Genomic DNA, 24,728 nt, shown 5'->3' on the forward strand with positions numbered 1-24,728 from the left:
GCATGAATACTTTCACCGAACACACCGGCGCCGCGCAGATCTATTCGCTGAGTAAGGTCAGCCGCGGCTTTGGCAAGGGCAAGGAAACGCTGCAAGTGCTCAGCGACGTCGACCTGGTGCTGCGTGAAGGCGAGATCGTCGGCCTGCTCGGGCGCTCCGGCTCCGGCAAGTCAACATTGTTGCGCATCATTGCCGGCTTGATCCAGCCTTCGTCCGGCGAGGTGCTGTACAACGGCGCCGAACTGAACGGCCCGGCGCAGGGGGTGGCGATGGTGTTCCAAACCTTCGCCCTGTTCCCCTGGCTGACCGTGTTGGAGAACGTGGAAGCCGGCCTGCATGCCTTGCAAGTGCCGCGCCGCGAAGCGCGCAAACGGGCGCTGGCGGCCATCGACCTGATCGGCCTGGACGGTTTCGAAAACGCCTACCCGCGCGAACTGTCCGGCGGCATGCGCCAGCGCGTGGGCTTTGCCCGGGCGCTGGTGGTGAACCCGACGCTGCTGCTGATGGACGAGCCGTTCTCGGCCCTGGACGTGCTGACCGCCGAAACCTTGCGCACCGACCTGTTGGACTTGTGGAACGACGCGCAGTTGCCCATCAAGTCGATCCTTATCGTCACCCACAACATCGAGGAGGCGGTGCTGATGTGCGACCGCATCCTGGTGCTGTCGTCCAACCCAGGCCGGGTGGTGGCCGAGATCAAGGTGCCGTTCGCACAGCCGCGCAACCGCCTGGACCCCACGTTCCGCACCATGATCGATGACATCTACGCCCTGATGACTGACCGGCGCAGCGCCGACGCCAGCACCGGCAAGGCCGAACTCAAGGTGGGCAGCCCCTTGCGCGAGGTGTCGACCAACCTGATGTCGGGCCTGGCCGAGGCACTGGCGGCCGAGCCCTACCATGGCCAGGCCGGTCTATCGAGCGTGGCCGAGCGCTTGCTGCTGGAGGTGGACGACCTGTTCCCGGTGGCCGAGATGCTTGAGCACCTCGGTTTTGCCGAACTCAAGGGCCCGGACATCAGCCTGACCGAGCCGGGCAAACTGTTCGCCGAATACGGCACCCAGGAGCGCAAGGCGCTGTTCGCCGAACACCTGCTCAAGCACGTGCCGCTGGCCGCGCGCATCCGCCAGATCCTCCAGGAGCGCCGCGGCCACCGTGCGCCGCGGGTGCGCTTTGAACAGGAGCTGGAAGACTCGCTGACCGAAGCCTTTGTCGAGCAAACGCTGGAAAGCGTGATCACCTGGGGGCGTTACGCGGAGATATTCTCCTATGACGACCACAGTGAAACCTTCAGCCTGGAGGATGTGGAGGGGGCGGTCTAAAGGCTAAAGCGCCGCCTGTGGGTGGCGCCCCAGTACCCGTGAGTACTCGGCCTTTGCCGTTTGCTCGGTAAACTCGCCGGACCACTTGGACACCACCACCGTCGCCACGCTGTTGCCGATGGTATTGCAGGTGGCAATGGCCATGGACATGAACCGATAAACCCCGAACAGCAACGCCAAGCCCTCGGCTGGCAGCACCCCGATGGCGGTCACGGTGGCGGCAAACACCACAAAACTGCCACCCGACACTGCGGCGGCGCCTTTGGATGTGACCAGCATGATGGCGACGATGCCCAGTTGTTGCTCCCAGGTCAGCGGCACCCCGTAAGCGTTGGCGATGAACAACACGCTCATGGACATGTAGATCGAGGTGCCGTCCAGGTTGAACGCATAGCCGGTGGGCAGCACCAGGCCGACACTCTGTTTGGAGCAGCCAAATTTTTCCAGTTTCTGCAGCAGTCGGGGCAGGGCGCTTTCCGAAGAGGCCGTGCCGAGCACGATGAGCACCTCATCCTTGATGTATTTCAGAAAACGCCACAGGCTGAAACCGGATAACCGGCACACTGCACCCAGCACCACGAAGATGAAGAACGCCACGCCCACGTAGAACATCAGCACCAGGTTGGCCAGCGACATGAGCACCGCCGTGCCATTGCTGCCCACCGCATAGGCCACCGAGCCGAAGGCACCCAGCGGGGCGAACTTCATGATCAGGTTGATGAACTCGAAGAAGCATTCAGAGATGCGGTTGAGCCCCTCCTCGATCACCTCGCGACGTTCAGGCTTGAGTGCCAGCAAGGCAAAACCGAACAGGATGGAAATCACCAACACCTGCAGCAATTGCCCGCCGGCAAAGGCGCCGACGAAGTTGTCCGGGAAAATGCCGTAGATAAAGTCCAACGTCGAGGCCGGCGCGTGCCCCTTGGCCACGGCGGCACTGGCCGCGGCTGCGGCGGCGCTGCTAGGGTGGGCATTGTGCATGCCCGAGCCGATCTGCAGCAGGTTACCCCACAACAGCCCAATCGCCAGCGCCAGGGTGGACACCAGTTCGAAGTAAATCAGTGCGCGCAAGCCCACCTTGCCCACGCGCTTGATATCACCGGCCGAAGCGATGCCGTGCACCACGGTGAAAAATACCAATGGCGCCACGGCGGTCTTGATCAGCTTTAGAAAGATGTCACCGAGAATTTTGAAGCTGGCAGCCAGTTCCGGCGCGACCAGGCCGAAGGCAATGCCGAGCGCCATGGCAGCGACGACCTGAAAGGTCAGGTCCTTGTAGAACGGTTTTTTGCTGGGAGTGGACATGTCTGCAATCTCGTTGTTGTTATTGGCGAGCGACAGGCAGGGCCCGATACAGGTAGGGCCCGGCTGGGTCAGCGTTTGACGGAGCCCTCGCGAGCCAGCGCGATGTCGACCATCTGTGGGGCCAGGCCCAGGTAGTTGGCAGGGTCGGTCAGGCGTTTGAGTTCATTGATGTCCAACTGCGCGGTGGCTTCACCCTGGGCCAGCAAGGCGTCGAGCAGGCTCAGGCCTTCGTCGTTGGCCAGCCGGCAGGCGGCGTACACCACGTCGTGGGCCACCTGGCGGCCGAGCGCAGGGGCCAGCCCCATCATCACGGCCTCGGCGACAATCAGGCCCTGGGTCATGTCCAGGTTCTTGCGCATGCGCTCGGGGCGCACTTCAAGCCCCGCTAGCATGAATTTGGCCTGGCCCAGGGAGGCTGCACTGAGGGCAAAGGCTTCGGGGATGGCAATCCACTCCGCTTGCCAAGGGCCGGTGGAGCGCTCGAAGTCCTGGATCATGGCGTCGAGCATCAACCCGGCCTGTTGGCGCACGCCCTTGGCGGCGGCGTACATCAGCTCGCACGAGATAGGGTTGCGTTTTTGCGGCATGGTGCTGCTGGCGCCGCGCCCCTTGACGAACGGCTCGTACACTTCGCCCAGTTCGCTGGTCATCATCATCATGACGTCCAGGGCCACTTTGCCTAGCGAGCCTGTGACCAGGCCGAGGAAATTCAGGGTTTCGGCCAGGCCATCGCGGGCCACATGCCAAGTGGCCTGCGGCACGCCAAGGCCCAGTTCGGCCATCAACGCGTGTTGCACTTCAAGGCCTTTGTTGCCCAGGGAGGCCAATGTGCCAGCGGCGCCTGCAAACTGGCCGACTTCTACCCGTGGGCGCAGTTCCACCAAGCGCTCGGCGTGCCGGTCGAACATGCTCAGCCATACCGCGCACTTGTAGCCGAAGGTGATGGGCAGGGCATGCTGCAGATGGGTACGCCCAGCCATGGGCGTGTCGCGAAAGCGCGTGGCCAGGTCGGCCAGCAGCCCGCGTACCGCTTGGATGTCACGCGCTACCAAGGCCAGCGCGGCGCGTACCTGCAGTACGACGGCGGTGTCCATGATGTCTTGGGTGGTGGCCCCCCAATGCACGTAGCGGCCTGCTTCACCGCAGATCTTCGACAGTTGCTCGACCAAGGGCAGTATCGGGTAGCCGACGATTTCGGTTTCGTGCTGCATCAATGCCATGTCCAAGGCCGCGAAGGTGGAATGCGCGGCGATCTGTTCGGCCGCTTCGGCCGGGATCACGCTGCAGCGCGCTTGCGCCCGGGCCAGGGCGACTTCCACCTCGATGTAACGTTCGATCAGGGCTTGGTCGGAAAACACCTGGCGCATTTCGGCAGTGCCGAACATGTCGCGGAACAGGGCGGAATCGAAAACAGTAGTGGACATGGCGTGATCCTGATTATGTTGTTATTGAACGTACATAATATATATGTACGTACATAATTCTTGCGCCCTGGCTGGTACACTGTCAACTCGTTAAAAACTCTGGGCTGACGGAAGGTATGAGCGAGACGCGCTACGCAGTGATCGCAAAGGACTTGATGGAGGGGATTGCCAGCGGGCGCTACCCTGTGGGTTCGCTGCTGCCGACTGAGTTCGAGCTGTGCGAGTTGTATGAGGTCAGCCGGCACACGGTGCGGGCGGCGATCAGCCAATTGCAGACCCAGGGCATGGTGTCGCGGCGCAAAAAGGTCGGTACCCGGGTTGAGGCGGCCGCGCCCCGTGGCGGCTATTCACAGTCATTGGCCACCGTGGCAGACCTCGCGCACTTGGCTGAAACCCAGGTGCGCAGCATTCAGCAGGTCAGCCACTTCGTCGCCGACATTGCCCAGGCCCGACGGTTGGGCCTTGAACCGGGCGAGCATTATTTTTGCGTGTCGAGCATCCGCGTCGATCGTGAAAACGCCTTGGCGCCGCTGTGTTGGACGGATGTCTACGCGCTAAAGCAGTACTCGTCCGTGATCGAGTTGGCCGAACAGCATCCCGGCCAACTGATCGCGGCGTTGATCGAACAGCACTTTGGCCGCCACATCGATGTGGTCGACCAGCAGGTACGTGCAGTGCTGCTGAGTGCGGAGATTGCCAAGGCACTCAACGCCGAAGTGGGTTCGCCGGGGCTCAATATTTTGCGACAGTACCGGGATGACGAAGGGAAACTCATGGTGGCTTCGGAAACCATCCACCCGGACGATCGCTTTACCTTGGTCACGCAACTCAAGCGGGAGAAGGCTCAAGGCTGACCCCAAAATCCAATAGCCTGCCTATACTGGCGGCCAACCCTGTTTAATAAGGAAATGGACATGTTCACCTGTTACCACCTGAGCGAACCGGAATACACCCCAGCCCACGGCCAGAACGGCTCCGTGAGTGGAGCGATTACGGCGTGGGAGCTGAAAAATCTGGCTCTCAATGCAAAGGGGTTCGTCACATGTCCAAAGAGTTACTCGGAGTTTCTGCTATAGGGTTGATGGTGCTGGGCGAGTTTTGCGCTATTTACAGCGAGGTGGTGGCGGCCCGGTTGGCCCATACCGGGCAGACCTCCTGGGCGGAACTCGCGCTGCCGGTGGCGGTGATGTGTTTCGCCGGCTTTTGCCTGATCGGCGCTTACTGGCTGGGGTTTGTCGCGGTGGGGGACATCTGGCTGATCACCGTGGTGTCGGTGACTTCTTTGCTGCTGCTCGAACCGCTGGTGATCTGGTGCCTGTTTGCCGAGGCTCCGGGGCGCGGGGCGCTGATCGGGTTTTGCCTGGGGGCATTGGGCATGCTGTCGGCGGTGTTCCTGTAAACCTTACTGCCCGTAGGAGCGGATTTATCCGCGAAAAGCACGCCACGGTTTGCCTGATACACGGCGTCGCGCGTTTCGCGGCTAAAGCCACTCCTACAAGGGTAAAAGGCCTAATCGCGCTTGCGCCGGCCAGCCCACAGCGCGCTCAGGAAATCGAACAGAAAAGCCCCCACGCCAAACACGGCGATCAGGCAGAGGATCGCCAAGCCAACGGTTGAATGATTCATGTTGACATCCTGCTTCTCGGTTAAGCCTGGATCATAACCCCGTAGCGCCGGGCTTCAAGTGACGTTACACGATCTTTACTCAGCGCCTGGCCGCCTATACTCATAGGTACGAATCTGGGCCGCGCGCGAGGGGAGGCACGATCATGAACCGATGTTCGCTGATCGTCGCCGTGCTGCTGGTGCTGGGCGGCTGTAGCGGGGTGAATCGCGGGCCGGTGGCGCCGCCAGTGGTGGTGCCTGCGCTGACTTGGCAGCGGGTGGATGCTGATATCGCGGCCGCCTCCCAAAACGCCACTGCCCAGGCGCGGGTGTTTGCCCGTGGTTCCATGGAGCACTGGCGCACGCTGGTGTACGCGCGCACCGATGAAAACTTCATCCCCTGGTTCAGCAGTTACTGGACCCAGGAATGGTTGGCCATGAAAGTGTCCTGGTACAGCATCAGTGCCGGGCATGATCAGGATGCGGCCAGCACCCGACTGGCGGTGTACCTGCAGGATCAGTACAAGGACCGCGTGCTGGCACCCGTGGCGGTGGAAACCGAACCCGATGCGATCATGGCCCAGGCCGCCGATTTTTATGTGCAACTGATGGCCACGCAGTTGCCGGTCATCGCCCAGCAAAACGCCGTGCCGGTCGATCAGTTCGGCCAACGGCTCAAACGGATAGCGGCGATCAAGGCGGCGCCTGAACAGAGCGCATCCCTTTACCAACTGGTGCACGCCCAGCCCTTGGCCACGCAACCTGCGTACGCCGGGCTGATCAACCAGGTGCGCAGCGGCACCGGCTCAGACCTGTCCCAGGCCGGCATCTCACCGGTGGCCAAGCGCACCAGCGAAAAACTCGAGGCGCAATTTGCCAGCCGCAGCGCTGCGGGTGCCGTGGCAGCCGTGACGGGGCGGGTGGTGGGTTCGGTGATTTCCTTGGGGGTGGCCGGCATTCGCGCCATGCTGCACGAAAGCGAACGCCCGGAAATGGAATCGCAACTGCGCGCCAACCTGGGGGGCGCATTCGATCAGGCCTGGCTGAGGTTGATGAACAACCCCAGCACCGGAGTGATGGCCGGGGTATACGGGCTGGCCACGACCGTGGAGGCCAGCGTGGCGGCGCTGGCGCCTAATTGCCCGGCAGGCACGGTCAGTTGTTGAGTGGGGCGGGTGCCTCGCGCGCCAGCAACAACCGTTTGCGCTCCACCCCCCAACGGTAGCCCGACAAGCCGCCATCGCTGCGCACCACGCGGTGGCAGGGGATCGCCACCGCCAGGCGGTTGGCCCCGCAGGCCTGGGCCACGGCGCGCGAGGACTGGGGTGCCCCGATCATCCGGGCGATTTCGGCATAACTGGCCGTGCTGCCAACGGGCAGGGTGCGCAAGGCCTGCCACACACGTTCCTGAAAGGCGGTGCCGCGCACATCCAGTGGCAGGTCCAGGCCCAATGCGGGGGCTTCGATAAAGCCCACCACCTTGGCAATCAACGCTTCGAAAGCCGCCTCGCCGCCCTTGAAGTGCGCACGGGGGAAGCGGTCCTGCAGCTCGCGGGCCAAGGCGTCCGGGTCGTCGCCCAGCAGGATCGCGCACACCCCGCGGTCGCTCTGGGCAACCAGAATCGAGCCCAGCGAACACTCGCCCACGGCAAAGCGGATATCGGTGTTGGCGCCGCCTGCACGATAGTCGGCAGGCTTCATGCCCAGCACCCCGTCGGCCGTTTCGTAAAAGCGGCTGTTGGCGTTGAAGCCGGCCTGGTAAAGCGCGTCGGTGACCGAGCCACCTTGGGCCAACTGCTCGCGCATCCGCCGCGCCCGGATGGCGGCGGCATAGGCCTTGGGCGTAACCCCGGTGCAGGCCTTGAACACGCGGTGAAAGTGGTGCGGGCTCAAACCCACCTGCTGGGCAAGCTCGGCAAGGCTTGGCAGCGTATGGGCCTGTTCGAGCAGTTGGCAGGCCTGGGTCACCCGCACGGCCTGTTGCCGGGCCACGCTGCTCTGGTCGGCGCCCGAGCGCTTACTGGGCCGGTAGCCTGCCGCTTCGGCTTGGGCCGCGCTGTCGTAGAACTCGACATTTTCCCGGCGTGGCAGCCTGGCGGTGCTGCTGGGGCGGCAGTACACCCCGGTGGTTTTCACCGCGTACACGAATAGCCCGTCGGCCTTGGCGTCACGGGCAACGACGGCTTGCCAGCGCAGGTCTTGTTCGGGGGTGGGTAAAGGCACGGTGGTTTCCATGGCGGCGGTCCTTGAAGTATCGCGTTGGGCCCAGCTTATGGGAACCACGTTGGCTAAAAACTCCGAGTCTTGCGGTCAAACTTGACACCTGCGCTGCTTGGGGGCATGAATGCCTTAAAGGAACGATCGTTCCTCTTACTCTCGAAAAGGCAGGTGCGCATGCGCTATAGCGCGCAACACAAGGCACAGACCCGTGAGCGACTGGTGAAGGCCGCGGGTGCCCTGGCCAAACGGCAAGGCTTCGGCACTACGGGCGTTGACGGCCTGATGGGGGCTGCGGGGCTGAAAGGCTCCTCGTTCTACCATCACTTCGCGTCCAAGGGCGAACTGCTCAAGGACATCATCGAGCAGGAGTTCGAAGGCTCGCGCCTGCTGCTGATCGGTCGCCAGGACAGTTCGCGCACCCAATTGATCAAGCAGACCAAGGCTTACCTGAGTCAGGAGCATCTGGACAACGCCGAGCAGGGGGTGTGTGCTGCCGCGCTTGAGCTGCGAAGTGGCCCGTGCCGATGAACCGGTGCGCCAGGCCTTCGAAGCGGGCGTATCGACCATGCACGCGGACATGGCCAAGGTGGTGGGCGACCCGGCCGCCTGGGCGGTGATGGCCCTTGAGGTGGGCGCGATCATGCTGGCCGCCGGCATGGCCAGTGCCCAGGGCCAGCAACAGGTGCTGCAGGCCTGCCGGCAATTCGCCGTGCGTACCATCGAAGCCAACAGCGCCAACGCCTGACACTACACTTTGATGGGCTTGACGCCTGCCAGCAGGCTGCTTATTGTTCTTTAAGGAACGATCGTTCGGTAAATAGGGGGCACCATGCACAACAATGACAAGAAAGTGGTACTGGTTATCGGCGCCGGCGACGCCACGGGCGGGGCCATCGCTAAGCGCTTTGCCCGCGAAGGCTATGTGGCCTGTGTCACCCGGCGCAGCGCCGACAAGCTGCAGCCGCTGGTGGAGGCTATCCGCGCCGAGGGCGGTGAGGCCCATGGTTTCGCCTCCGATGCGCGCAAAGAGGAGGAGGTGAGCGCGCTGGTTGAACAGATCGAAAGCCAGATCGGCCCTATCGAAGCCTTCGTGTTCAACATCGGCGCCAACGTGCCGTGCAGCATCCTTGAGGAGACGGCGCGCAAGTATTTCAAGATCTGGGAGATGGCCTGCTTTTCCGGGTTCTTGACCGGCCAGGCGGTGGCCCGGCGCATGGTCACCCGCGGGCGCGGCACGATTGTGTTTACCGGCGCCACGGCCGGGCTGCGCGGGGCGGCCAATTTCGCCGCCTTCGCCGGTGCCAAGCATGGCATCCGGGCCCTGGCGCAGAGCATGGCCAGGGAGCTGGGGCCGCGCAATATTCACGTGGCCCACGTGGTGGTGGACGGTGCCATCGACACCGACTTCATCCGCGACAGCTTTCCTGAACGCTACGCCCTGAAAGACCAGGACGGCATCCTGAACCCCGAGCACATCGCCGATAACTACTGGTTTTTGCACGCCCAGCCACGGGATGCCTGGACCTTCGAACTCGACCTGCGCCCTTACATGGAACGCTGGTAAGCCTGCTACGCCAACCTGTTTATCCAAGGAGTTTCCATGAGCCAAAGCGTCGAGTTTTTCTTTGATCTGGGTAGCCCTGCGTCGTACCTGGCCTGGACCCAACTGCCGGGCATGTGCGCCAAGGCCGGGGCCACCCTGATCTACCGGCCCATGCTGCTGGGCGGGGTGTTCCAGGCCACCGGCAATGCTTCGCCCGCAGCCATCCCCGCCAAGGGCCGCTACACCCAGCAGGACATGGCGCGCTTTGCCCGGCGCTACCAGGTGCCGATGCGCTTCAACCCGTATTTCCCGATCAACACCTTGGGCCTGATGCGTGCGGTGGTGGCGGTGGCGCAGTACCAGCCGCAGCGCCTGGAGGCTTACCTGGCGGCCAATTTCACCGCCCTGTGGGAGGCCGAGCGCAACATGGGTGACTTGGCGGTGGTGGGCCAGGTGTTGAGCGACGCCGGCTTTGATCCGCAACAGGTGCTGGCGCAGTCAACCGAGCAGGCGGTCAAGGACCGGCTCAAGGCCGATACCGCAGAGGCCGTGCAGCGCGGGGTGTTTGGCGCGCCGACGTTTTTTGTGGGCGATGAGATGTTTTTTGGGCAGGATCGGTTGGATTTCGTGCAAGCGGCACTGGCAAGGTGAACCTGTGCGTCGCCTGCCGCGGCAGGCGACGCAGCTGCATCAGGCGATTACCACGTCGTTGGCAGCCACCACCAACGCCCGCTTGCCAAAACTGCTCAGATTGCCCAGCGTCATAGTGTGGTGCGCACTGATCTGCGCGGCCGTCAGCACGCCGTTGTCTACCGTGGAATGCCCATCCGCCAACAGTACCACGTCAAATCCCAGGGCCAACGCCATGCGGGTGGTGGAGTCGACGCAAAATTCGCTCTGCAACCCACCGATCACCAGGCGGGTGATGCCTTTGGCCTGCAATTGCGCCAACAGGCTGGTGCGCAAAAACGAATCCGGGGTGGTCTTGTGTATGCGCACATCGTTTGGTGCGGTGTGCAGGCCGTGCGCCAATTGCCAGCCGGGGCTGTCGACCTTCAGCGTGCCGCTGGGCTCTTCATGTTGGATCAGCACCACCGGTGCGCCGACGCTACGGGCTTGCGTGCTGACCTGGTTGAGATTGGCGATCACGCGGTCGATCTCGAAGGCGGCGTCAGCCCCCGTGCACAGGCCAACCTGGACGTCGATGATCAGCAATGCGGTGCTCATGTACCTGTTCCCCTGGGCGAAAACGCTTAGGGTATCAGGCGTCGCGCAGCAGGTCGTTGGCGTTCAACAGCGCGTAGATAATTTCCGGGTGTTTGTCCAAGGCGCGGCGTATGGCGGCGGGGATGTTTTGGCGCGTCTTGCGGCACAGCCCTGGCAGCTCGAGCACGGTGATGCCGATGCCGCGAAAGCTGCGCACCTCGTTATGGCTGGGGGTGATGTCCAGGCGAATGCCCAGTTGCTCCTGCATTTTGAACTGCAGGCGCTCAAGCTCGGCCAGCGACTCAATGGCCTCCAGGCGTGCGATCAGTTTCTTCTCTTCAAGACGGGTCAGTCGCAGGATACGCAAGTCCGCGTCAGTGGTGTCCAGCAAGCCTTCCAGCCCGCAAATGCAGGCGCCAGGTGGGCAGATGGGGCGGGGCGCGATAGGGGTTGTCATGGTTCAACAGCATGGCGCCCACGGGCCCTGTAGGCGCGGATAAATCCGCGCCTACAGGGCCCGTGGGCGCTGGACCGCCGATGCTACACAGGCGAATGCCCGGGGGGCAGGGCCGTCAACTCATCGATCAACAGTTGCGTGGGCACGGTCAGGGCCACCCCATGGCGGGTGACAATCTCGTAAGGCTCGCTGCGCGAGGTCAGCTCCAGCGGCAACTGCACCAGCATGCCGTGGTCGACGGCCATCTGCGCCACGTCCAGGGGCATCACCGCCACCAGGTTGGGGTCTTGCAGCAGCAGCGACAAGGTGGTGAAAGTGGACGAGGTTTCGATTGGGTACAGCGGGAAGCTCAGGTCGGCCTCGCGGAACTCGCGTTCCAGGGTCAGGCGCATCGGCATGTTCACCGGGAACACCACCCAGCGCGAATCGGCCAGATCGCTCAAGCTCAGGTCGGCATGCGCGGCCAGTGGGTGCAGGGGGTGGGCGACCACGATCAGCGGCTCCTGGTCGCGATAGCGGCAGTCGTAAGCCGCCGGGCGTTTGCTCACACTGGTCCGGCAGATCGCCAAATCCAGGCGGCCCTCGTCGAGCAGCGTCAGCAGGCGTGCGCTGGTGTCCTCGACGATCTCGAACGACAGTTGCGGCTGCTTGACCCGCAACCGCGCCAGGCTTTCCACCAGGCTGGGCACCGCGCCCATGATCACCCCGATCGACAGGCGCCCGCCGTGCCCCTGCAGTATGCCGAGCATCTCTTCGCGCAGGTGCGCCACGTCGGTGTGGATCAGCCGTGCATAACGAATCACGCAACGGCCCAGGTCGTTGGCCTCCAGGCCCTTGCTGGTGCGCTCGAACAGGGTCGAGCCCAGGGTCGACTCGATCTCGTGCAGGGCCTTGGTGGCGCCGGGCTGGGTGATGGCGATGGACTCGGCGGCCTTGTGCAGCGAGCCGAACTCGTCCAGGGCAATCAACAAGCGCAGTTGCTTGAGACGCAAGCGGGAAATGATGGTGGTGAGGGAGGGCAGCATAGGGTGATCACTAACAGTTATCGCTCAATCAGCAGTTCTCATTAGGCAGCATCGCGTACAAAAATTAAAGTGATCGCCACAAGGTTCGCCAAGGGCCGCCCATAACAACAATCAGTAGAGAGCGATCACCATGCGCTTGATCCAATTCCAAACCCCGCAAGGCCAGCGTCACGTCGGCGTGATCGACGGCGACCTGATCCAAGTGGTCAACGCCACCCCAAGCACCCGCGAACTGGCCCTGAGCGCCATCCGCCAAGGCCGCGGCCTGGTCGATGAAGTGCTCGTCCGTGGCACCCACGCCAGCGAACACAGTTACCGCCTGGCGCTGCAAGAAGGCCGCGTGCTGCCGCCGCTGGACCACGAAGACCCGGCCCACTGCCTGGTCAGTGGCACCGGCCTGACTCACCTGGGCAGCGCCTCGACCCGCGACAAAATGCACCAGCAGAACATCGCCGACCAAGCCGCCCTGACCGATACCGCGCGGATCTTCCAGTGGGGCATCGAGGGCGGCCGCCCTGCAGCGGGCACCGTGGGCGTGCAGCCGGAATGGTTCTACAAGGGCGATGGCTCGATCGTCGTGCGCCCGGGGCAGGCCTTCCAGTCGCCGACCTTCGCCGAGGACGCCGGTGAAGAGCCGGAGCTGACCGGCCTTTACGTGGTGGGCGATGACGGCAAGCCTTATCGCGTGGGCTTTGCCTTGGGCAACGAGTTCTCCGACCACGTGATGGAGCGTCGCAACTACCTGTACCTGGCGCACTCCAAGCTGCGCAATTGCTCCTACGGCCCGGAGCTGCGGGTGGGCGAATTGCCGCGTCACCTGGCCGGCGTCAGCCGTATCCGCCGCGGCGAGGAAGTGGTGTGGGAAAAAGAGTTTCTCAGCGGCGAGGACAATATGTGCCACAGCCTGGAAAACCTTGAGTACCATCATTTCAAATACAAGCAGTTCCTGCGCCCCGGTGACGTGCACGTGCACTTTTTCGGCACCGCGACGCTGTCGGTGGCCGACAACATCAAGACCCAGGCCGGCGACCGTTTCGAGATCAGCATGAGCGAGTTTGGCGCGCCGCTGATCAACAGCATTCAAGTGGGCGAGCCGGAACTGGGTGCCGGGCAAGTCAGCGCGCTCTGATCGCCTTGCAGGCCCGCAGGCGGGCCTGCCAGCGCCGTATAACAACCATAAAAATAGCGAGACGAGCATGAAAACCAGTCCTGTATCGGCCGCGCCGCTCAAGGCCGCCGCCCACGTTGACACCTCGCGCCCGACCACCGTGCGCTGGCGCATCTTCCTGATCTTGCTGCTGTTGTCGGCGATCAACTACATCGACCGTGCTTCGTTGTCGGTGGCCATGCCGCTGATTTCCACTGAGTTCGAGATGACCCCGGCCCTGGAAGGCCTGATGCTCAGCGCATTTTTCTGGTCGTACGCCTTGATGCAGATCCCCGGCGGCATGCTGCTGGACCGTTTCCAGGTGCGCAACATCGTCGGCGTCGCCACCGTGGGCTGGGGCTTTTTCCAGGCCATCGCGGGCGGGGCGCACAACTGGATGATGCTGCTGGCCACCCGCATCGGCCTGGGCGTGGCCGAGTCGCCGATCATGCCGGCCGGCGCCAAACTCAACGGCGCCTGGCTCACCCCTAACGAGCGTGGCCGTGGCGCGACCCTGGTCGACGGCGGCGCCCCGCTGGGCACAGCCTTGGGTGCGATCATCATCGCAGGGCTGATCACCTGGTTCGATTCCTGGCGCATCGCCTTCTTCATTGCCGGTATCGGCACCATGGTCGTTGGCGTGTGGGCCTGGTGGTACATCCGCAACAACCCGGCCGAGCACCCCAAGGTCAACGCGGCTGAACTGGCCTACATTACCGACGCCAACGACGAAGCGAAAAAGACCCATGGTGAGCGCACGGCAATCCTCAAGGACTTGCTCAAAAGCCGTTCGGTGTTGGCCATGTTCGCCGGCTACGCCTGCTACAACAGCGTGTTCTACGGCCTGCTGACCTGGATGCCGAGCTACCTGCACAAGGTGCACAACCTGGACATCAAGGCCATGGGTGGCGCGACCTTCTTGATCTTCATGTGTGGCTTCATTGGCGAGCTGTGTGGCGGCTGGCTGGCCGACAAGTGGAAAGGCGCTGGCGCATCCCCCAACACCGTCATGCGCAGCATGTTTGGCGGCTCGGCCGTGATCGCCGCGCTGTGCATCCTGGTGGTGGCCTACACGCCTGACGCCGTGGCCGTGATTTCGTTGCTGTGCGTGGCGCTGTTCTTCATCCGCTGGTGCGGCATGTACTGGTGCCTGCCGGCCATCCTGGGTGGCAAGAGCAAGGCTGGTGTGCTGGGCGGCAGCATGAACTTCTGCGGCAACATGGTCGGGGTGATCGTGCCGATCCTCATCGGCCTGATCGTGCAGTTCACCGATTCGTATTTCCTGGCGTTGATCTTCTTCGTGTTCATGGCCGTGGGCCTGGCGCTGTTCTCCGCCCTGATCGACTACCGCGAGCGCGGCTTGGCCTGAGCCGCTGTATTATTTCGAGGACACCGTGATGCAACTCATAACGACAACAGGCAACCAAAGCGTTGCCAACGCCGTGATCCGGCTCAACCCGCTGGATGACGTACTGATTGCCCGCCAACCGCTGCCCAAGGGATTGGAACTGGCCGTGGAAGGCCTGGTCGCGCAGGACGCGATCCCTTCCGGGCACAAGATCGCCACCCACGACATCGAAGTGGGCCAGCCGCTGCGCCGCTACGGGCAGATCATTGGCTTTGCCAGCCAGCCGATCAAGGCTGGTCAGCACGTGCACGTACATAACCTGGCCATGGGTGATTTTTCCCGAGACTACGCCTTTGGTGTCGACGCGCGTGGCAGCGCGGTGCGCACCGAGGACACCTTCATGGGCATCGTGCGCGCCGATGGCCGCGTGGCCACCCGCAACTACGTGGGCATCCTGACCTCGGTCAACTGCTCGGCCACCGTGGCCAAGGCGATTGCCGACCACTTTAGGCGCGACATCAACCCACAGGCGTTGGCGGACTACCCCAACGTCGATGGCGTGGTGGCCTTGACTCACAGTTTCGGCTGCGCGGTCGATCCCGGTGGCGAGGCGCTGGCCATGCTGCAACGGACCCTGGGCGGCTACGCCATCCATCCCAACTTTGCCTCTGTGCTGATGATTGGCCTGGGTTGCGAAACCAACCAGATCAGCGACCTGCTCAAGGCTCAGGGCCTGGAGAAGGGCGAGTTCCTGCGCGCCTTCACCATCCAGGGCACCGGTGGTACGTCCAAGACCATCGCCAGCGGTATTGCCCAAGTCAACGAGCTGCTGGGCGAGGCCAATCGCGTGCAGCGCGAACCGGTGAGTGCCAAGCACCTGATCATCGGCCTGCAATGCGGCGGCTCCGATGGCTATTCCGGGATCACCGCCAACCCAGCCCTGGGCAATGCGGTAGACCGACTGGTCGCCGCCGGTGGCACCGCGATCCTTTCCGAAACCCCGGAAATTTATGGCGCCGAACACCTGCTCACGCGCCGCGCCGTCAGCCAGGCGGTGGGCGAGAAACTGATCAGCCGCATCCACTGGTGGGAAGCTTACTGCGAGCGCATGAACGCCGAACTCAACAACAATCCATCGGCCGGCAACAAGGCCGGGGGCCTGACCACCATCCTGGAAAAATCCCTGGGGGCGGTGGCCAAGGCCGGTTCCAGCGACCTGGTTGACGTGTATGAGTACGCCGAAACGGTGAAGGCCCACGGCCTGGTGTTCATGGACACCCCCGGCTACGACCCGATTTCGGCCACCGGCCAAGTCGCCGGTGGTGCCAACCTGATCGCCTTTACCACCGGCCGTGGCTCGGCCTACGGCTGTGCGCCGTCGCCATCGATCAAACTGGCAACCAACACGCGCCTGTGGGAAACCCAGGAGGAAGACATGGACGTGAACTGCGGCGGCATCGCCGACGGCAGCATGACCATTGAGGAGCGCGGCGAGCACATCTACCGCCTGATGTTGCGCATTGCCTCCGGCGAGCGCAGCAAAAGCGAACAGCACGGCTACGGCCAGAACGAATTCGTGCCGTGGCAGATCGGTGCCATCACCTGATCGGCCATACAACCCAGGAGCACACATGACTCAGATTAGCGGACTCAACTTTATCGGCGGCCAGCGCAGCGGCGCCGGCAGCGTAAAACTGCAAAGCCTGGATGCCAGCACTGGCGAGGCTTTGCCGTATTATTTTGTACAAGCCAGCGAAGCTGAAGTGGACGCCGCAGCCATCGTGGCTGCCCAGGCGTACCCGGCGTATCGCAGCTTGCCAGCGGTGCGCCGTGCCGAATTTCTGGACGCCATCGCCGACGAGATCGACGCCTTGGGCGATGATTTCGTCGCCACCGTGTGCCGTGAAACCGCGCTGCCTGCCGGCCGTATCCAGGGTGAGCGTGGGCGTACCAGCGGGCAAATGCGCTTGTTTGCCCAAGTGTTGCGTCGGGGTGACTTTTACGGTGCGCGCATCGACACCGCGCTGCCGGAGCGCAAGCCGCTGCCGCGCGTAGACCTGCGCCAATGCCGCTTGGGCGTAGGCCCGGTGGCGGTGTTTGGGGCCAGCAACTTTCCGCTGGCGTTTTCCACCGCCGGTGGCGATACCGCAGCGGCCTTGGCCGCCGGTTGCCCAGTGGTGTTCAAGGCCCACGGCGGGCACATGGCAACCGCTGAATATGTGGCCCTGGCCATCCTGCGCGCGGCGCAGCGCACCGAGATGCCGGCGGGCGTGTTCAACATGATCTACGGCGGCGGTGTGGGCGCGGCGTTGGTCAAGCACCCGGCGATCCAGGCCGTGGGCTTTACCGGCTCACTGGCCGGTGGCCGCGCGCTGTGCGACATGGCGGCGGCACGGGCGCAGCCGATTCCGGTGTTTGCCGAGATGTCGAGCATCAACCCTATCCTGGTGCTGCCCCAGGCGCTACAGCTTCGCGGGGCGAACATCGCCAGCGAACTGGGGGCATCGGTGATGATGGGGGCAGGGCAGTTCTGCACCAGCCCTGGGTTGGTACTGGGCATTCGCGGCGAGGCGTTCAGTGCCTTCGCGCAAGGTTTGGCCGAGTACTTCAGTGCCCAACCGGCGCAGACGCTGCTCAATGCCGGTGGCCTGGTCAGCTACGCCAAGGGCCTTGACCGCTTGGGCGCCACACCGGGTGTTCGCCACCTGGCGGGCACGGCACAATCGGGCAACCAGGCCTGCCCGCAGTTGTTCCAGGCCGATGCCAGCCTGTTGCTCAAGGGCAACGAAGTGCTGCAGGAAGAGGTGTTCGGGCCGACCACGATCCTGGTCGAAGTGGCTGACAAGGCGCAATTGCTGCAAGCGTTGCACAGCTTGCACGGCCAGTTGACGGCCACGTTGATTGCCGAGCCCGACGACCTGGTGGCCTTCGCCGACCTGGTGCCGGTGCTGGAGCACAAGGCCGGGCGGCTGTTGCTCAATGGTTACCCGACCGGGGTCGAGGTGTGTGATGCCATGGTGCACGGCGGGCCTTACCCGGCGACGTCCGATGCACGCGGGACGTCGGTGGGCACCTTGGCGATCGATCGGTTTTTGCGGCCGGTGTGCTATCAGAATTACCCGGACAGTTTGTTGCCCGATGCGCTGAAGGATGGCAACCCGTTGGGGGTTGTGCGGTTACTGAATGGCCACGCCAGTGCCGAGCGAGTCATTCGCTGAACGCCGCTACAGTAGGAGCGGATTCATCCGCGAAAAGGGCACCGCAGTGTGTCAGGCAAGCGGTGTCGACTGCTTCGCGGATAAATCCGCTCCTACAGGCGTGAACTGCGCCCCTGACGTTGGACACCGGTCCAACCCAAGCGGCGTCGGCCCTTTGCGGATAAACCGGGCCGGCGCTTGTGTGGGGGGTATTAGCGCTGTAGGTAATCAAACCGCGGATTCTTCAACCACTCCTGCAACTCGATCTCCGCCTGTTCCAGCGCCGTTCGGTTGAGCAATTTGCGCAGCAACGCCACGTTCACCGCCCGTGCCCTGAGGTTGAACGCCGGGTTGCCGTCGCTTTCCTCCAGCGGCTGGCGCACCCCCAGTTTCTCGTACAGTTGCTGCAAGCGGTTCTGCACGCTGCGCAGCGACAGGTTGCGGCGCTGGGCAATGGTGCGGTCGGTCAGCCCCAAGGCGATGTCCTGCAGCACTTCGTATTCGGTGTCGGTCAGGCCCAGCAAATGGTTCTGGCTTTTTTGCTGCACGCCGCGCACCTCGCGATCGATCACGCATTGCTGTTCGATGAACAGGCTGCGCAGCGCCAGGCGCAAGCGCTCTTCGGAAGCGGTCTTGAGGATGTAACCGTAGGCGGCGCCCTCTGGCACGATGCGCGAAATACCCCGCACATAGGCTTCGTCGGCGTAGTTGGACCAGAACATGATCGACGTCTCCGGGCGGTCACGCCAGATCGAGCGTGCTGCCTCCACTCCGGTACGGCGGGGCATCTGCAGGTCCATCACCACGTGGGTAACGCCAAACTCCTGGGCCAGCCGTTCGCCCACCTGGCCGTCCTCGGCCTCCAGCAGGCGGGTGCATTCGGGCAAGGCCACCTCAATCACTTCCTTGAGGAAGGCGCGGTGCACGGGGTCGTCTTCGATCAGCAGGATGTCCATGGTTTCTCTCTTTTCAAAGCGGTTCGGGCGAGGGCGGCAGTGGCAGGCTGACCTGCACGCAGGTGCCTTTGCCATGGGGCCCTTTGTCGATCTGGACCTGGGCGCTGAGCAGTTGCGCACGCACTTGCATGTTCTTGATGCCCCCGGTTTCCAGGCGGCTGGCGCTGTCCAGGCCCAGCCCGTCATCCAGGATGGTCAAGTGCAGATGGCTGTCGGTGGCGGTGATGTTCACGGTGATCGAGCCCGGTGCGGCATGTTTGATGGCGTTGTTCACCGCTTCCTGGATGATGCGGAACAGGGCGATCTGCTGCGCCTCGGCCAAGCGGTTGCCCAGCCCTTCGGTGCTGTCGTGCAGGTGGGTGGCGATGGCCAGGCCGCTGTTGCGCACGCTGCGCAGCAGCAGGTCTTCCAGGCCTTCTTCAAAGCCGAACAACTGCAGCACTGTGGGTTTGACCGCATCGATGATCAGCCGCAACTCTTGCATGCTTTCCTGCAGGGCCAGGCTGATGGGCGCAAGCTCGCTGCCCGGTACGCTGTCTTGCAGTTGCAGGCGGCCGATGCGCCGGTGCAGGCGGGTCATGTCGGCCAGGGTCTGGTCGTGCAGGTCCATGCCGATGCGCTGGCGTTCGTTCTCAAGCTCCTCGGTCAGGCGTAGCACGCCCAGGCGCAAGCCTTCTTCGCGGGCGCGGATCTGCGCCTGGGCGATGGCCAACTGCTTGGCCTTGTCGGTTTGGCGCAAGGCATACAGGTAGGACGCCAACAGGTCAGCCACGTGCTGGGTGTGGCGCACGTCGTCCAGGGTGTAATAGTGGGCGGTGTGCTTGGAGCAGCTGAGTGCACCCATCACCTCGCCGCGGGCGCGCAACGGCACGTGCAGGCGGCTGCGCAGGCGCGCATCGAAAATCGGGTGGTTGAGGGCGCCGGGGAACCGGAAGCGCTCATCGTTCATGGCGTCATCGCTGAGGATATACGCCTCCTCGCCCAGCAACAGCGCGCGGATCGGGCTTTGCGCGATGGGCAGCGGGTGCACGGCAAAATCGCTCCAGGAGGTGTGCACGCCGGTCTCGTAGGCCGACAGATGGCTGTGGCCGTCCAGGATCAGGCTCACGTCCAGGTGGTCGTGGGGCAGGATGAAGCGGATCTCTTCGGACACCGCGTCGATCATCGACTGAAAATCCAGGCGACCGGCCAGGGCGCGGGAGATACCGAGAAAATGGTGCAGCACATGTTCGGCCGCGATCGGGGCTCTGGGTGCCATGGGCAGTGCCTTTTGTTTTTATGGGAGAGGCCGCCACAGTATGACCCAAAGGCCAACCCTGGCCTTGGCAAAACGTTGCGCTGATGCGCGATACTTTTGCGCGATCCCGCAGGTAATGTGCGAACAAAGGGTGTCAAGTGTGCAGCAACGCCACAGACAGTGGGCTCATCGCCAGAGCAGACTGAGGGCGTAGTTTCAGTAATGCCGGCACGACCGAACCATTCGGCGGGCCAATGCCCACAACAATAACAAGGGTCTAGTCATGAAACGTCATCCGTTGCGCTGCGCGCTGCTTTCTACTGCACTGTTGATTTCCCCCTTCATGCTCGCCCAGGCCGCCACGGCCGACAAAACCATTGCCTTGTCCAACAACTACGCCGGCAACTCCTGGCGCCAGGGCATGCTCGCCAGTTGGCAGAAAACCACCGACCAGGCCGTGAAGGCCGGGGTGATTGCCTCGGCCGATTCCTTCACCACCGGCGAAAACCAGGCCACCGAGCAGGCCGCGCAAATCCAGAACCTGATCCTTCAGGGCTATAACGCCATCGTCATCGACGCCGCCTCGCCCACCGCCCTCAATGGCGCGGTAAAGCAGGCCTGTGACGCCGGCATCATCGTGGTGTCGTTCGACGGGGTGGTGACCGAGCCGTGCGCCTATCGCCTGTCCATGGACTTCAAGCAAAGCGGCCTGGACGGCATGGATTACCTGGCCAAGCGCTTTCCCCAGGGCGCCAACGTGCTGGAAGTGCGCGGCCTGGCCGGGGTTTCGGTGGACGAGCAGATTCACTCGGGCGTAAGCGCCGGTGCGGCGAAATACCCAAACCTGAAAATCGTTGGCTCGGTGAACGGCAACTGGTCGCAGACTGCCGCGCAAAAAGCCGTGGCCGGGGTATTGCCCAGCCTGCCGAAGATCGACGCGGTGGTGACCCAGGGCGATGACGGGTATGGCGTGGCGCAGGCATTCGGCGCAGCCGGTCGGCCGGTGCCGGTGATCATTTTTGGCAACCGCGAAGAAGAGCTGTCGTGGTGGAAAAAACAGAAAGACGCCAACGGCTACGAAAGCTTCTCCATCTCCAGTGCCCCGAGCATTTCCAGCCTGGCGTTCTGGGTGGCCCAGCAACTGCTTGATGGCAAGCAGATGCCCCATGACCTGTTGTCGCCAGCGCTGAGCGTGACCCAGGACACCCTCGAATCCTCGCTCAAGGGCGTTGAGAAGGGCGGTATTGTCAGCCAGGTGTACAGCGTCGATGACGTGGCCAAGCTGACCGCCTCCAAACCCCAGTAACGCGCGACGTTGTCGAGGAGAGTGCCATGGTTGCCATCCCAACACCCCTGGTCCGCCTGCAAGGGGTTGGCAAGGCGTTCGGCGCGGTGCGCGCGCTGAGCGAGGTTGACCTTGATTGCCAGGCCGGTGAGTGCCTGGGCCTGATCGGCCATAACGGCGCGGGCAAGTCGACCCTGATGCATATTCTGGCCGGCACCCTGGGTGCCGACGTGGGCGCGCTGCGCATGGCCGGCAACGACGTACGCGAAGGCTATTGCGTGCAGGTCGCCCGCCAGCATGGCATCCGCTGCGTGTTCCAGGAGCTATCGTTGTGCCCCAACCTGACGGTGGCCGAAAACACCCGGTTGATGTGCCCGACCGTGCGCGGTTTTGGCTGGCGGCGCAAGGCCGGCGCGCTGATCCGCGCCAGCCTTGACGGCATCTTCCCCGGCCACGGCATCGACCCCGGTGACGTGGTGGCTGACCTTGCGATTGGCAAGCGGCAAATGGTCGAAATCGCCCGGGCCTTCACGGCTGCCGGCGAGCGCCTGGCGCTGGTGATACTGGATGAGCCGACCTCGTCCCTGGACGCGCGCGTGGCCGAGCAGTTGCTGGGTCACGTGCGCCGTTACGTGCAGGGTGGTGGCTGCGTGGTGCTGATCAGCCACATCCTGGGTGAGATGCTTGGCACCTGTGATCGCATCGCCGTGATGAGCGATGGCCGGGTGGTGGAGGTGCGCGCGGCCAGCGCCTTTACCCATGCCTCGCTGGTGGAGTGCATGGGCAGTGCGGCCAAGGCGCACGAGGCGCAAGTTGGGTTCACCTCCAAGCGTGGCCAGCAGGCGCCGGTGGTGAACTCGCGGCCGGCGCGGCAAACCGATGGGCAAACGGTGGCCGCACACCCCGGCGAGATTGTCGGCCTGGCCGGTTTGGCAGGGCAGGGGCAAAGCCAGTTGCTGATCCAGGTATTGCGCCAGCGCGTCGCCAAGGGCTTGCCCGTGGCGCTGGTGGCCGGTGATCGGCAAACAGATGGGGTCTTTGCGCTGTGGTCGATTGCCGAGAACATCACCATCAGCTCCGTGAGTGCGCTCAAGCGCGGCGTGTTGATCGACCCCCAGGCCGAGGTTGCCATGGCCGCGCAATGGCAGCAGCGCATGGGCATCCGCACGCCAGACATGGCCAACCCGATTTTGTCGTTGTCGGGCGGCAACCAACAAAAGGCACTGTTTGCCCGGGCCCTGGCGTCCAACAGCGAGCTGATCCTGATGGATGACCCCATGCGCGGCGTCGACGTGGGCACCAAGCGTGAGGTCTACGCCATCATCAAGGAGGAAGCGGCGCGGGGCCGTACCTTCATCTGGTACACCACGGAGCTGGAAGAGCTCGACTACTGCGACCATATCTACGTGTTCCGCGACGGCCAGGCCGTGGCGGATATCCCACGCAATGAACTGAGTGAAGAGCAGATCCTGCGTGCATCCTTTCAGGAGGCGGTGGCATGAATGCGCCCCATCCCTTGCCGTTGAAGGCACAACCGGCCGTGGCCTCGATCAACCGCGCCCGGCTGTTGCGCAACGCGCTGCCGGCCTTGTCGCTGGTGGTGCTGCTGGTCACCATTTTCATCATGCAGCCGCGGGCCATGAGCTACATGGGCATGAACCTGATGCTCAACCTGGCGGTGCCCATCGCCTTGGCGACCATCGCGCAGATGCTGATCATCACGGTCAACGACCTGGACCTGTCCTTGGGCAGCTTCATCAGCTTCGTCGCTTGCGTGGCGGCGACCTTGCTCAACGAACATCCCGTGCTGGGGTGCCTGGCGCTGGTGGGCTGCGTGGGGGTGTATGCCTTGCTCGGTGCGTTGATCCATACGCGACAGTTGCCGGCCATCGTCGTGACCTTGGGCATGTCGTTCATCTGGGTGGGCGGCGCCGTGCTGTTGCTGCCTGCGCCGGGCGGCAGTGCGCCACAGTGGTTGCAGGCGCTGGTCAAGATCAAGACGCCGCTGCTGCCGTTCGCCATCCTGGTGTGCGTGGTGCTGGCGCTGGCGGTGCATGCCTTTTTGATGCGCTCGACCCTGGGCGTGGTGCTGCGCGGCGCCGGTGGCAACCCGTTGGCGATTGCCAAGGCCGGCTGGTCGCTGTTGCGCATCAAGGTCACGCTGTACGCACTGGCCGGTGGCTTCGGGGTTTTATCGGGGTTGTTCCTGGTGGGCCTGACCACCTCGGCCGACGCCAACATGGCGCTGCGCTACACGCTGCTGTCGATCGCTGGGGTAATCCTGGGCGGAGGCGAGTTCGTCGGTGGGCGGGTGTCGCCCATCGGTGCGGTACTGGGGGCGCTGACCCTGGTATTGGCCGGCTCGCTGCTGTCGTTCATTCGCATTTCACCTGACTGGCAGATCGGCGCCCAGGGCGCGATCCTGATCCTGGTGCTGGCCTTGCGCACCGCCGTCAACCGCCTGGAGGCGCGCCCCACATGAACCTTTCCAAGCGCATCGCCGCCGTGCGTGGCAAACCCTGGTTGTGGTCGTTTCTGGCCGCCTTGCTGGTGTGGCTGGCCACCCTGGCGTTCACCCGTGGCGAAGGCGCCGGCGCGCTGTTGTCCGGGGCGCTGGGCTTTTCGGCGTTCTTTGTGATCGTCGGCGTGGGCCAGATGTTCGTGATCACCACGGGGCCAGGCAACATCGACTTGTCGATCCCGGCCAACATCGCCCTGAGCGGGGCCGTGGGCATGAAGCTGATGGCCGGTGCCGACAGCCTGATTGCCGTGGGGGTGGCCGGGGTGCTGGTGTTGGGTGTGCTGATTGGTTGCGCCAACTACGCGCTGATCCGCGTGCTGCGCATACCGCCGATCATCGCCACCTTGTCGGCCAGTTTCCTGCTGCAGTCCATGGCCATCGCTTATGGGCGCAGCGTGCGCATCGCGCCCCCAGAGCTGTTTTATCAGTTCAGCACCGGCCACGTGCTGGGCATCCCTTACCTGGCCATGGCGGTGGTGGTGCTCACGGTATTTGCCGGTTACCTGCTGACCCGCACGGTGTACGGCCGCTGGACATTGGCCGTGGGGCAAAACATGCGCGCAGCGGAGTTGGCTGGCGTGCGAGTGGAGCGGGTGCGCTTTGCCACCTACGTGTTGAGCGCGGTGTTCGCCAGCGTGTGTGGGGTGCTGCTGGCCGGATTTTCCGGCGGTGCTTCGCTGAGCATGGGCGATGAGTACCTGCTGGCCTCCATTGCCGTGGTGGTGATTGGCGGCACCTCGGTGGCCGGTGGCTTTTCCAACGTGCCGGGGCTGTGGGGCGCATCGTTGTTCCTGTATTTGCTGGTGAGCATGCTCAACACCTTCGGCGCCAGCGCCGGGGTGCGGCTGATCCTCACCGGTGTGATCATTATTGCGGTGATTGCCGCGGTCAGCGGGCGCAAGTCGCTGCGCACGGTTTGAGCAAGGGTTG

24 protein-coding genes are annotated in these 24,728 nt (G+C 63.7%); 16 read left to right on the forward strand and 8 right to left on the reverse strand.

The window, feature by feature from the left end; translation table 11 throughout:
- Nucleotides 1–2 precede the first annotated feature (2 nt).
- Nucleotides 3–1,322 (forward strand): ABC transporter ATP-binding protein, encoded by a 1,320-nt coding sequence (locus L9B60_RS25090; protein ID WP_249673664.1) that lies wholly within the window; start codon nt 3–5, stop codon nt 1,320–1,322.
- Between the two features lie 3 nt (nt 1,323–1,325).
- Here L9B60_RS25090 and dctA read toward each other — a convergent pair whose 3' ends face one another.
- Entirely contained in the window at nt 1,326–2,627 is a 1,302-nt protein-coding gene (gene dctA, locus L9B60_RS25095) for a C4-dicarboxylate transporter DctA (RefSeq protein WP_249673665.1), read from the reverse strand.
- Between the two features lie 68 nt (nt 2,628–2,695).
- On the reverse strand, nt 2,696–4,051 hold the full coding sequence (locus tag L9B60_RS25100) for a class-II fumarase/aspartase family protein (protein ID WP_249673666.1): 1,356 nt from the start codon (nt 4,049–4,051) through the stop codon (nt 2,696–2,698).
- A gap of 116 nt (nt 4,052–4,167) precedes the next feature.
- Here L9B60_RS25100 and L9B60_RS25105 point away from each other — a divergent pair, with 116 nt between their 5' ends.
- From L9B60_RS25105 to L9B60_RS25115, 3 genes are all read left to right on the forward strand, one after another.
- Nucleotides 4,168–4,905, forward strand: a complete 738-nt coding sequence (locus L9B60_RS25105; RefSeq protein WP_249673667.1) for a GntR family transcriptional regulator — start codon at nt 4,168–4,170, stop codon at nt 4,903–4,905.
- Nucleotides 4,906–5,132: 227 nt separating this feature from the next.
- Nucleotides 5,133–5,450 (forward strand): hypothetical protein, encoded by a 318-nt coding sequence (locus L9B60_RS25110; protein ID WP_249680137.1) that lies wholly within the window; start codon nt 5,133–5,135, stop codon nt 5,448–5,450.
- A gap of 370 nt (nt 5,451–5,820) precedes the next feature.
- Entirely contained in the window at nt 5,821–6,822 is a 1,002-nt protein-coding gene (locus L9B60_RS25115) for a hypothetical protein (protein ID WP_249673668.1), read from the forward strand.
- Here the strand turns inward: L9B60_RS25115 and ada are convergent.
- A complete protein-coding gene (ada, locus tag L9B60_RS25120) occupies nt 6,812–7,891 on the reverse strand; it encodes a bifunctional DNA-binding transcriptional regulator/O6-methylguanine-DNA methyltransferase Ada (protein WP_249673669.1) in 1,080 nt (359 codons plus the stop codon). The two genes, L9B60_RS25115 and ada, sit on opposite strands and share 11 nt — an antisense overlap.
- Before the next feature lie 159 nt (nt 7,892–8,050).
- On the opposite strand from ada, the gene L9B60_RS25125 reads away from it, so the two are divergent.
- The 4 genes from L9B60_RS25125 (at nt 8,051) to L9B60_RS25140 (ending at nt 10,070) form a co-directional block, all read left to right on the forward strand.
- Nucleotides 8,051–8,404, forward strand: coding sequence for a TetR/AcrR family transcriptional regulator (locus L9B60_RS25125; protein ID WP_249673670.1), 354 nt, complete (start codon nt 8,051–8,053; stop codon nt 8,402–8,404).
- Nucleotides 8,388–8,621: a hypothetical protein gene (locus tag L9B60_RS25130; RefSeq protein ID WP_249673671.1), complete on the forward strand. Its 234-nt coding sequence runs from the start codon at nt 8,388–8,390 to the stop codon at nt 8,619–8,621. Before L9B60_RS25125 ends, L9B60_RS25130 begins: the two co-directional genes overlap by 17 nt.
- Nucleotides 8,622–8,705: 84 nt before the next feature.
- Entirely contained in the window at nt 8,706–9,440 is a 735-nt protein-coding gene (locus tag L9B60_RS25135) for an SDR family oxidoreductase (protein WP_249673672.1), read from the forward strand.
- Between the two features lie 36 nt (nt 9,441–9,476).
- Nucleotides 9,477–10,070, forward strand: coding sequence for a 2-hydroxychromene-2-carboxylate isomerase (locus L9B60_RS25140; RefSeq protein WP_249673673.1), 594 nt, complete (start codon nt 9,477–9,479; stop codon nt 10,068–10,070).
- Nucleotides 10,071–10,109: 39 nt separating this feature from the next.
- Here L9B60_RS25140 and L9B60_RS25145 read toward each other — a convergent pair whose 3' ends face one another.
- The 3 genes from L9B60_RS25145 to L9B60_RS25155 form a co-directional block, all read right to left on the reverse strand.
- Nucleotides 10,110–10,646 carry a cysteine hydrolase family protein gene (locus L9B60_RS25145; protein WP_249673674.1) on the reverse strand — a complete coding sequence of 179 codons (537 nt, stop codon included), beginning with the start codon at nt 10,644–10,646 and terminating at the stop codon, nt 10,110–10,112.
- Nucleotides 10,647–10,680: 34 nt separating this feature from the next.
- Nucleotides 10,681–11,082 (reverse strand): hypothetical protein, encoded by a 402-nt coding sequence (locus L9B60_RS25150; RefSeq protein WP_249673675.1) that lies wholly within the window; start codon nt 11,080–11,082, stop codon nt 10,681–10,683.
- A gap of 83 nt (nt 11,083–11,165) precedes the next feature.
- Nucleotides 11,166–12,107, reverse strand: a complete 942-nt coding sequence (locus L9B60_RS25155) for a LysR family transcriptional regulator (protein WP_249673676.1) — start codon at nt 12,105–12,107, stop codon at nt 11,166–11,168.
- Nucleotides 12,108–12,237: 130 nt separating this feature from the next.
- Between L9B60_RS25155 and araD1 the strand changes: the two genes are divergently transcribed.
- From araD1 to L9B60_RS25175, 4 genes are all read left to right on the forward strand, one after another.
- Nucleotides 12,238–13,236, forward strand: coding sequence for an AraD1 family protein (araD1, locus tag L9B60_RS25160; protein WP_249673677.1), 999 nt, complete (start codon nt 12,238–12,240; stop codon nt 13,234–13,236).
- Nucleotides 13,237–13,303: 67 nt separating this feature from the next.
- Complete coding sequence (locus tag L9B60_RS25165; RefSeq protein ID WP_249673678.1) at nt 13,304–14,623, forward strand: MFS transporter; 1,320 nt, start codon at nt 13,304–13,306, stop codon at nt 14,621–14,623.
- Nucleotides 14,624–14,651: 28 nt separating this feature from the next.
- Nucleotides 14,652–16,208 (forward strand): UxaA family hydrolase, encoded by a 1,557-nt coding sequence (locus L9B60_RS25170; protein ID WP_249673679.1) that lies wholly within the window; start codon nt 14,652–14,654, stop codon nt 16,206–16,208.
- A 25-nt stretch (nt 16,209–16,233) separates the two neighbouring features.
- Nucleotides 16,234–17,820 (forward strand): aldehyde dehydrogenase (NADP(+)), encoded by a 1,587-nt coding sequence (locus L9B60_RS25175; RefSeq protein WP_249673680.1) that lies wholly within the window; start codon nt 16,234–16,236, stop codon nt 17,818–17,820.
- Nucleotides 17,821–18,011: 191 nt separating this feature from the next.
- Here the strand turns inward: L9B60_RS25175 and L9B60_RS25180 are convergent, their stop codons facing one another.
- On the reverse strand, nt 18,012–18,755 hold the full coding sequence (locus tag L9B60_RS25180; protein ID WP_249673681.1) for a response regulator transcription factor: 744 nt from the start codon (nt 18,753–18,755) through the stop codon (nt 18,012–18,014).
- Nucleotides 18,756–18,768: 13 nt separating this feature from the next.
- A complete protein-coding gene (locus L9B60_RS25185; RefSeq protein ID WP_249673682.1) occupies nt 18,769–20,013 on the reverse strand; it encodes a GAF domain-containing sensor histidine kinase in 1,245 nt (414 codons plus the stop codon).
- Between the two features lie 262 nt (nt 20,014–20,275).
- Here L9B60_RS25185 and L9B60_RS25190 point away from each other — a divergent pair, with 262 nt between their 5' ends.
- From L9B60_RS25190 to L9B60_RS25205, 4 genes are read left to right on the forward strand one after another with little or no spacing between them, the layout of a single operon-like run.
- The gene (locus tag L9B60_RS25190; RefSeq protein ID WP_249673683.1) at nt 20,276–21,298 is read left to right on the forward strand and encodes an ABC transporter substrate-binding protein; all 1,023 of its coding nucleotides are present in this window, start codon (nt 20,276–20,278) and stop codon (nt 21,296–21,298) included.
- A gap of 26 nt (nt 21,299–21,324) precedes the next feature.
- The gene (locus tag L9B60_RS25195; RefSeq protein WP_249673684.1) at nt 21,325–22,779 is read left to right on the forward strand and encodes a sugar ABC transporter ATP-binding protein; all 1,455 of its coding nucleotides are present in this window, start codon (nt 21,325–21,327) and stop codon (nt 22,777–22,779) included.
- The gene (locus tag L9B60_RS25200) at nt 22,776–23,759 is read left to right on the forward strand and encodes an ABC transporter permease (RefSeq protein WP_249673685.1); all 984 of its coding nucleotides are present in this window, start codon (nt 22,776–22,778) and stop codon (nt 23,757–23,759) included. The genes L9B60_RS25195 and L9B60_RS25200 overlap by 4 nt, the downstream gene beginning before the upstream one ends.
- Complete coding sequence (locus L9B60_RS25205; RefSeq protein WP_249673686.1) at nt 23,756–24,718, forward strand: ABC transporter permease; 963 nt, start codon at nt 23,756–23,758, stop codon at nt 24,716–24,718. The genes L9B60_RS25200 and L9B60_RS25205 overlap by 4 nt, the downstream gene beginning before the upstream one ends.
- The last annotated feature ends 10 nt before the right edge of the window (nt 24,719–24,728 follow it).

The sequence above is a fragment of the Pseudomonas abieticivorans genome (assembly GCF_023509015.1).
GTDB lineage: Bacteria > Pseudomonadota > Gammaproteobacteria > Pseudomonadales > Pseudomonadaceae > Aquipseudomonas > Aquipseudomonas abieticivorans.